A 9489-nucleotide genomic window follows, 5' to 3' on the forward strand; every position below is an offset into this window, starting at 1 on the left:
ACAAACTTTTCTTTTAATTTCTTACCACTATTTCCATATATTTTGCGCAAATACAAAAAAGGGGTACTTCCAATACACGTTCTATTGTGTATTTTTAAGTAAACCCTTTTAATTTATGTTTATTTTATCTTACATATGAATTTATTGTATTATCTAATATTTATAATTCAATACATGTTCTGATTCATTAAATACAACTATGGCTTTACAGTAAATTTGGCTGTTTTTTCTATCTTATCCCACTCTTTACTAAGTCCAAGTATTTTTGCTACTTCTCCAATAGGCGCATAACTTCTACCATCTTTAAGTACAACAGCTGTATCTATCTCAACTTGATTACGATTAACTGTAGCAGTTGTACTATTTACACGAAGCTCTATTGTTCTATCATTGTATTTAAAATATATCATACCATTATTATATAAGATTTCTTCTTCTGGTACGCCTATAGCTAATGCCACATATTTTAATGGCACCATAATATAACCTGGTCTTTGTATAAATGTTTCAGCATTCATTTCAAACTTTTCGCCATCTACTGTATAGTAGCTCTTACCTACTGTAAATTGAATGCCTCTTTGTTTTTCTTCTTCTAGTTTTTCTTGCTCTTCTCTGGCTTCTTCCGCTTCTAAAGCAGCTTGTTCATCTGCCTTTTGTTGTTCTAATGTTTTTTCTCTAATATAGGCTACAATAATATCTTTTTTTGCATCAACAACTGCATCTCCTTCTAAAGTAAGTAATACATCTTCTTCTTTAAAATTAGATGATTTATTGATAATAGGAATATTTTTAAGTGTAATTTTACCTATATCTGATGTAAGTCCACTTTTTACTCTAACTACAATTGTTTGATCATCATTATTAATTGTTTTGAGTAGCATACGTTCACTTAATCCTGAGAATCCACCGCCATATGTTATATAATCATCTGTACTTAATTCATAATCTGTGTCTGAAGAATGTTCTTTCTTAGATATATAATTAAATTCTCCAAAAGCTAAATTAGAATTTTGTAATTTTAAAGTAATTTCAACTTCTCCATCTATCACATTCGGTCTTATTTCTGTAAAAGTAATAGGTGCGATAATACCTTCTTTAACTATAGTTGGGATTTCATCTATATCCCATGTTACCTTTTTCTCGCTTTGTGCACCAATTAAGATTTTCTGTGTTTCGATTAGCTCAGTATCATCTCCTGGTGTTAATATTACACTCATTGTTTTTCCTTTAGCTTCTACTACAAGGGCTACTGTAAAACTTACTTCATCTCCCTCTTGTAAATCAGCTGGTATATCTACATATAATTGAAGACTATCTTCACCTTTGCTCATTAATGCAATTTTATATGAATCAATATTTTTAGTATCATATATCTCTGCACTTGTTCCATTGCGATCTGTCCATAGTGCATCTTCTAGCTTTAAAATAATTTTTTCAGTTTTTCCTGCACGTTTATACGCATCTTTAATAGTAATTTTTAAACCTGGTGCATCATCTCTTGAATACCATTTTGTCCCTTCATTTACATGTTCTATATTTCCTGTTAACTGAGCTTGTGACTGTGCATATATTGGTGATGCCATTAAGCAAATTGCTGCTACGATTAAACCTGCTCTTAATTTCTTTTTCATAGTATCTCTCCTTATTTTTAGACTTTCTATTAGTTTAGTAGTTCTTGTAATACACTTTTCTTAATCATATCTTTTCTTATACTATTTTTAATGTAATATATTTCGGTTTTTATAATCTGTTAACTTAAGTTTTTTTGCTTTTCTCATGTCTTTCATTAGTTATAATATTTTAATCATAGTCGTTAACTTAAGACTAAGTTTTTCCAGTAACAATAAGTTGTTCTAAATAACCTTCTATTTTAGAATAGTTGGTTTGTCTTAAACGTTTTTCATGCAAAGCCAACCTTCCTATCCTCTGAATTAAGTTAGAAAACATCTCGTAAATATGTAGTGTGATTCTTTTTAATGTATTAAGGGTTTCTTTGCTGATATTAGTAATCATAAAATTCCAATGTAAAAGCTGACGCTTATATGAGTCAATAGTTTCACCATTATTGGGGAGGATTGCCTTTTTGATACGCTTAGTTGCAATTTCATCAGAAAGCTTATTGCCTACTAAACGAACTTTTAACTTATTACAACTTTCTGTACCAATATAAACTTGTTGATCAATAGAATCACTGTCTTGACTAAGGAATTCTTTTAATTCTAGTTTCTCATAAATAGTTTAATCAGGTAAAGAACTCGTTGTAGCATCTAAAATAGAATGACATTTCATAAAACCAGATGATTTTGCAATTTCTTCGATAATAGATGGTATAAAAAGTTTAAAAAGTCTAGATACTAACTTTGCAATATGCATGGGAAACCTCCTTTGTTTAAGTGATATTAGATTTAGAGGTTTCCCATTTTTATTATTTTGATTACTGGAAAATTTTATTTATAGATTAACACGTATGATGTTTTAATGTCATATAATATTAATCTAACTTTTCAATCAATTATACCATTTCAATTTGTATATTTACTAGTTATCTTTTTATATTTATCATTTTGTTTTATATGAATGATTAAGTTCTTATATAACCAAAAGACAGTCCTTATGAGCAATGTCATTAAGTTAAACTTAAGACATTATTCAAAATAAGGATATTTGATTACAATAGTTTCAAATTTCCTTGCTTTACTTTTTGTATTTCGATTTATCATTATTTTATGACACAACAAATAGGCAGATTGCTTCCATCACAAGCAATCAACTAGTATCCATCATATAACTTAGTTGAATCTTGACTTTTGCCATTAAACTCATAAAAGATATATTCAAATGCTTCAGGTAATACTTTGGAACGTTGTTGAGTATATGCAGATACTGTAGGTGTATTTATGTTGAAATCAAAGAAGTCCAACAGTTCTTTTGTCATTGTACATCCACCTGAATTCATAGTAATCCCAATCAAAGTTTTAAAATCAATCTTTCTATTTCTAGTAAAATCTACACTAGGGTTTCTAAGAAAAAGTGCAGGATTATCTGCTAAATCCGATATCACATTTTCTAAAGATAAAGTTAAGTTATTAATATAATCTGACATACTATTTCCTTCTTGTAATCAAGATATTCCTTAATTACAAGGACTGCTTTCACTATGCTCTATATGTCAAGAATTTTTTACAAAATAAAAAGACCCCTATATCATTTCTGATATAAAGGTCTTAAATCGTCATCTTAACTTAATGACATTGCCTTATAAGCTGCCTTTTTTGCTTATTCTATTATAAAATAAACAATCTTATCTATATAATAAGTTGAATTATTTGTTTTCGAATGTAGCTGTTTTTGTAGCTGAATCCCATTGTGTAGAGATTCCAAGAATTCTAGCGATTTCTCCAACTGGAGCGTATGTTCTACCTTCTTTAACTACAACTTTTGTTCCCATAGTTACAGCAGCACCATTTACAACTGCAACGTTGCTTCCAGCTGTTAATTGGATAGTTCTGTTACCAGCGAAGATTGTAGCTGTTCCGTTTGAGAATAAGATATCGTTAGCTTTAACACCGAAAGCTTCTGCAACGTATCTTACTGGAACCATTGTGTAACCTGGATCTTGAACGTAAGATTGAGCATCCATTTCTTTAGCTACTCCGTTTGTTGTGTATGTAGCTTCACCGATTACGAATTTAGCTGTACCTTTAGCTAAACCATTTGATGTAGAAAGATCTTCTGTGTTAGGTGTTCCTACTACTAAGAATCCTTCTAATTCGATTGTTTCAGAAATTGGAGATAATGCTGTACCACCAAGTGTAATATCAAATTCACCTTCTGCTACAGTTCTGTCTGTTGTGAATTCAATGTTTGAAATTTCGATTGTTGAAGCTGTTTTAGATGTACGTTTTACTGGAATTGTAATTTCAACGTATTTGTCACCTTCAGAATCTGTTTTAACTTTAGAAAGTTTAGCTTCGTCCATTTGGATGTCACCAGCTGTTGTTTTAACTGTTGGAACTTCTTTAACTGTGATTCCTTTTTCTACTGGAATTGTAAGAACGATGTCTTTACCAGATTTGAATCCACCTTTTTCAGCTTCTGTTAAAGTGATTTTACCAGCTAATTGTCCTTGAAGACCTACTTTAAGTGTAGCAGCTTCTGTTGTTACAGTTACAACTTTTTTGATTGTTGTGATTTTGCTTGAAATTTCTTTTTCTAAAGCACGACCTTCAACTTTAACTGTTACATCACCTTCTTCTTCAAGACCAGCTGTGATTTTAGCTTTAACTTCGATTTCGTCTTTAACTTCTGTATCTGATACCATAGTAGCTGTGAAACCGATTACTTTGTCATCATCGTTTACTTCTATGTCTGTGATTTCAAGGTTTTTGTTAAGTTCTGTGTTTCTGATTTTAACAACTTCTTTAAGTTTTTCGATTGTTTTAGCTTCGTCAAGATCTCCATCTTTATCTTCTACTTGTGGAATGAAGAAACCTTTGTCGATTGTGAATTCCATGTCACGACCATTTACGAATGAGCTTTGTTCTGTTTCTTTAAGAGTGAAGATAACTTCATCTTTGTCACCAGCTTTGATTTCTACTTCGTCATCTTCTTCGATTTCGATTTTGCTTCCGTAAGCATTGATTTCAGCAACTTTAATGCTATCTGTAGCTTTTACAGCATCACCGTCAACAGAAAGTGTTAAATCACCTGTTGTTGGTTTTTTCTCTGTAGATTTAACTTTAACGTCTACAAGTTTGATGTGACCGATTGAGTCTGATTTTAAATCAGCTGGTAATGTTACGATAAGTGTTTGTTTGTCTTTTGAATTGATTCTTGTTTTAACAGATGCAACATCATTTCCTTGTCCAGCGAAACCGTATGCGAATTTAATTTGATCTGCTGAAAGTGTTGATTGTGCAAATTCGAAGTCATCGTTATCAATTGTAAGTTCTACTTCTCTTTCATCATCATCAAGGTTTTTGAAAGCATCTTTCATTGATTCTTTGATTGTAATTTCAGCGATTGTACCTTCTGTATACAATGTAGGCATATCGTTTTGTTTAGCTGTTACGATAGCTTCACCGTCAGCTGTTGTAGCGAATACGAATGTACTAGATGTTACTGTTGTGTTTCCACCTTTAGAAACTACAGCTACTTTAGCTTCGCCACCTGTTACTTTAGCCATGATTGGGAAGTAAACTTTTTCACTGTCTTTTGTTAATGTGTATGTAACTTTAACGATTTCGTCTGTTTGTTGTTCGTATTTGATACCTTCTGGTAATGTTTGACCTTCTAAAGCCCATTCAGCATTGTCAAGTTCTAAGTAGAATACTTCTTTTTGACCAGCTTTGCTGTCTTTGAATTCAACTTTTACAGCGCTTTCTGTTGTGATATCATCTTTTGCTAAACTCATTGTTTCTTTTGTTAAAGTATTTGTTGAAGCAGCCATTGTTACAACTGGTACTGATGTAATTACCATTGCTGAAGCAAGAACTACTGCTAATTTTTGACGTAATTTCATTGTGTATATTCCTCCGATGTGTATATTTAAATGATACGTTTATTACCATTTATAGGTATCATGCACCATGTACACATTATTATATCCATAATGTATTTTCTTTGCAATATTTATGTCAAACTTGTAACTTTCCTGTAAATTTTTTATTTATTTTCGATAATTATAATTAATTATTAATTTCTAATTTATTTACTTTTTACAAAAATATTATCTATTCATTAAAAGCGTAATTTTATAATATTGTTTCAATAATTTATATTAGTTAATAAAAATAATATTTATTTAAAAAATCACATTTTTTATTTAGAGCATATGGTTATATAGATAATAAAAATACCCCACAACTCTTTAAAGAGTTGCAGGGTATTTTGCTATATCATTAAACAATTATTAGACTGTTAACACTTTATTATTAGTTTGCGAATGTAGCTGTTTTTGTTGCGTTATCCCAAGCTTTGTTTACACCAAGTAATTGAGCAACTTCACCGATTGGTGCGTATGTTCTACCTTCTTTAATAACTACTTTTGTAGCCATTTTAACTTGAACACCGTTTACTACAGCGATATCACTATTGTTTGTTAATTGAATTGTTCTGTTTCCAGCGAAGATTGTTGTTACACCTTTTGAGAATAATACATTGTTTCCTGTTACACCAAATGCTTCAGCAACATATCTCATTGGTACCATTGTGTATCCTGGAGCTTGAACGTAAGATCTAGCATCCATTTCTTTTTCTACACCGTTTACTGTGTATTTGTTTTCGCCGATTACGAATTTAGATGTTCCTTTAGCTAAACCATTTGCTCCTAAATCTTCTGTGTTTGGAGTACCGATTACTAAGAAGTCTTTTAATTCGATAGTTTCTGTAGCTGAAAGTGCTGAACCACCAAGTTCTACATCATATGAACCTTCTGCTGCTGTTCTATCTGTTGTGAATTCGATATCTGAGATTTCGATTGTTGAAGCTGTTTTAGATGTACGTTTTACTGGGATAGTAATTTCTACGTATTTATCTCCATCAGCATCTGTTTTAACTTTAGATACTTTAGCATCATCCATTAAGATATCACCAGCTGTTGTTTTAACTACTGGTTCTTCTTTAACTGTGATTCCGTTTGTTACTGGTACTGTAAGAACGATTTCTTTACCGTTTTTGAACATACCTTTTTCAGCTTCTGTTAAAGTGATTTTACCAGCTTTTTGTCCTTGAAGACCTACTTTAAGAACTGCAGCTTCTGTATTTACTGTTAATACTTTTTGGATTGATGTGATTACACCACTGATTTCTTTTTCTAAAGCACGACCTGAAGCTGTAAGAACTACGTCTCCTTCTTCTTCAAGACCAGCTGTGATGTTAGCTTTTACTTCGATTTCATCTTTAGCATCTGTTGATACCATAGTTGCTGTGAAACCTACTACTTTATCATCATCGTTTACTTCTACGTCTGTGATTGTAAGGGCTTTACTATTTTCTGTATTTTTGATTTTGATAGCTTGTTGCATTGCTGCGATTGTAGCATCTTCATCAAATTCACCATCTTCATCTTCAACTTGGTTCATGAAGAAACCTTTGTTGATTACGAAGTCAACGTCACGACCGTTTACGAATGAACCTTTTTCAGCTTCTTTAAGTGTAAAGATAACTTCTTTTTGTTCACCAGCTTTGATTTCTACTACATCATCTTCATCTACTTCGATTTCACTTCCGTAAGATGTGATTTTAGCTACTTTAAGAGCTGTTGCGTTTTTAACAGCATCTCCATCTACTGAAATTGTTAAATCTCCTGCTTCTGGGTTTTTAGCTGTAGATTTTACTTTAATATCTTTAAGCTTGATTTGACCGATTGAGTCAGCTTTTAAGTTTTGTGGTAATGTAACAATGATTGTTTGTTTGTCTTTTGAGTTAACTTTAGCTACTACTGAAGCTGTATCATTACCTTGACCAGCAAATCCGTATGTGAATTCTACTGTACCAGCGTTTACGAATTCGAAATCACTGTTTTCAAGTGTAAGTTCTACTTCTTTTTCATCATCTTCAAGTTCTGCGAATGCACCTTTCATTGATTCTGTAAGTTTGATATCAGCTATTGTACCTTCTGTGTATAATGTTGGAAGGTCTTTTTCTTTTGTATCAACTGTTACAACTACGTTAGCATCGCTTGTTGTAGCGAATACGAATGTTCCATTAGATACTGTTGTATTTCCACCTTTTGTTACGATAGATACTTTAGCGTCTCCACCTGTTACTTCTGCCATGATTGGGAAGTGAGCTTCTTTTTTAGCATCTACTGTGTATGTTACTTTAACGATTTCATCTGATTGTTTTTCATAAACTGTTCCGTTTGCAAATGTTATAACGTCTTCATTTACTGTTCCATCATTAGCTGCTAATGTTGAGAAGTTCCATTCTGCATTTTCAAGTTCTAAGTAGAATACTTCTTTTTGTCCTTCTTTGCTATCATTGAATTCAACTTTAACTGCATTTGATGTTGTAATATCATCTTTTGTTAAGTTAAGAGTTTCTTTTGTTAAGCTATTTTTTGAAGCTGCCATTGTTACAACTGGAACAGCTGATACTACCATTGCTGATGCAAGAACTACTGCTAATTTTTGACGTAATTTCATTATCTAGTCCTCCTAATTATGTCTAAGTTTAAGTTTGTTTTTAAAGTTATAAGTTTTGCAAAATACATATATTCAAGAGATTTTGTGTATCTATTAAATTTAAAGTGCTATATTTAGTACATACCTACTAACTAATTGAATGATTCTATTTTTTATATTTACATATTACAGTTTTAATATTTGTGTAATACTTTGTAATATGTCGTAATCTCTTTTTTACATTTTGCTATTTTGAACACCGCTGTGTTCCGTGACTTTATTATAGCCTAAGGCCTTCTTTTATTTCAATAGCCATTTATTGGAATAGCAAGTCATACACATTTTCTTTGCATTTATATACCATAATACTTAATCACAGAATTAGGCCCTATCCCTTGATAGATATATATTAACTTATTTTAAATTAAAGTACATTTTCCCATTAATTACTTAATAATTTTAACATTTATTTAATATTTATTTGAAATATATATATTTCACACTTATTTTCACAACTCTACAAACTCACATTCTAAACCATTCTATAAGTTATAAACCTTTCACCAACTCCTTATGTACTCCTTGCACATAACATATTACCTTTTAGCTGTACACCTTACTTATTACTATAAACGTGCATAAATTCACCCAATTAATTACTAACAGATTAAAGGGATAATATTCCAATATAAAAGGGTGTACTTTTCCCTATGCAACACCTCGTTTTTTTAAAATATTTTGAATTGAAATCTCTTTTATTGCTTGCTCATAAATCCAAGTTATTTCAAGGCGTTTCACTTCATTTCTAGCCTGCTTTAATCCCTTACTAAATTCTAATGACATGTCTTGAACTTCTGTTCGCAGTATAGATAGCATAGCATCAATAAGCACATATATCGTTTTATTCCTCTTATTGTATGAATCTGATATTTATCAAAACCTACTCGTCTTTTTGTTTCTCTATAAAAATGTTTCAATAGGCCAATCTTTTAAGATAATAATTTAAAATCTGTTTAGTAGACAGTTCAGTATCTAGACTAATAAAACATTTTAAGGCATGCTTATTCCAAAGAGCATTTTCAGGCCAACTCATAATAATCTTTACCTTTTTGAATCCATTAATTCTACCCTATCTGAGTTGCAGCATTAAATAATGCCACACAACTATACCAACTATCAGCTAAAACATAACCTTTGTTAACTGGATGCGGTAGCTCTTTTAATAGGTTTGTAGCTATTTCTATTTTATTGGACGCATCTTTTTGATAAAGTACAATGTCATACGTGAGCACAATGTCTCCACATCGAAGCATAACAGTAACAAACTGATGTCCATATACTGTTTTTCTTTTTAAATGGAAGT

General features: G+C 31.3%; 6 protein-coding genes and 1 pseudogene. All 7 read right to left on the reverse strand.

Annotated features, from left to right (window positions below; translation table 11 throughout):
• Positions 1–197: 197 nt before the first annotated feature.
• Positions 198–1631 (reverse strand): stalk domain-containing protein, encoded by a 1434-nt coding sequence (locus JCM14822_RS09970; RefSeq protein ID WP_054742009.1) that lies wholly within the window; start codon positions 1629–1631, stop codon positions 198–200.
• Positions 1632–2238: 607 nt separating this feature from the next.
• Positions 2239–2373 (reverse strand): hypothetical protein, encoded by a 135-nt coding sequence (locus JCM14822_RS22555; protein WP_278287202.1) that lies wholly within the window; start codon positions 2371–2373, stop codon positions 2239–2241.
• 397 nt (positions 2374–2770) lie between these two features.
• The gene (locus JCM14822_RS09975; protein ID WP_054742010.1) at positions 2771–3103 is read right to left on the reverse strand and encodes a hypothetical protein; all 333 of its coding nucleotides are present in this window, start codon (positions 3101–3103) and stop codon (positions 2771–2773) included.
• Between the two features lie 219 nt (positions 3104–3322).
• On the reverse strand, positions 3323–5521 hold the full coding sequence (locus JCM14822_RS09980; RefSeq protein WP_054742011.1) for a stalk domain-containing protein: 2199 nt from the start codon (positions 5519–5521) through the stop codon (positions 3323–3325).
• Between the two features lie 412 nt (positions 5522–5933).
• Complete coding sequence (locus JCM14822_RS09985; protein ID WP_054742012.1) at positions 5934–8147, reverse strand: stalk domain-containing protein; 2214 nt, start codon at positions 8145–8147, stop codon at positions 5934–5936.
• Between the two features lie 687 nt (positions 8148–8834).
• Complete coding sequence (locus JCM14822_RS22560) at positions 8835–8969, reverse strand: hypothetical protein (protein ID WP_278287203.1); 135 nt, start codon at positions 8967–8969, stop codon at positions 8835–8837.
• Between the two features lie 281 nt (positions 8970–9250).
• Positions 9251–9489, reverse strand: a pseudogene (locus tag JCM14822_RS20245) (IS701 family transposase); the annotation flags it as partial.

The sequence above is a fragment of the Cellulosilyticum ruminicola JCM 14822 genome, from assembly GCF_001311925.1.
Classification (GTDB): domain Bacteria; phylum Bacillota; class Clostridia; order Lachnospirales; family Cellulosilyticaceae; genus Cellulosilyticum; species Cellulosilyticum ruminicola.

Bases quoted from the DNA above. Each gene is read 5' to 3' on its own strand.
- JCM14822_RS09970 (WP_054742009.1), bottom strand. From the start codon at position 1,631: ATGAAAAAGAAATTAAGAGCAGGTTTAATCGTAGCAGCAATTTGCTTA.
- JCM14822_RS22555 (WP_278287202.1), bottom strand. From the start codon at position 2,373: ATGCATATTGCAAAGTTAGTATCTAGACTTTTTAAACTTTTTATACCA.
- JCM14822_RS09975 (WP_054742010.1), bottom strand. From the start codon at position 3,103: ATGTCAGATTATATTAATAACTTAACTTTATCTTTAGAAAATGTGATA.
- JCM14822_RS09980 (WP_054742011.1), bottom strand. From the start codon at position 5,521: ATGAAATTACGTCAAAAATTAGCAGTAGTTCTTGCTTCAGCAATGGTA.
- JCM14822_RS09985 (WP_054742012.1), bottom strand. From the start codon at position 8,147: ATGAAATTACGTCAAAAATTAGCAGTAGTTCTTGCATCAGCAATGGTA.
- JCM14822_RS22560 (WP_278287203.1), bottom strand. From the start codon at position 8,969: ATGTCATTAGAATTTAGTAAGGGATTAAAGCAGGCTAGAAATGAAGTG.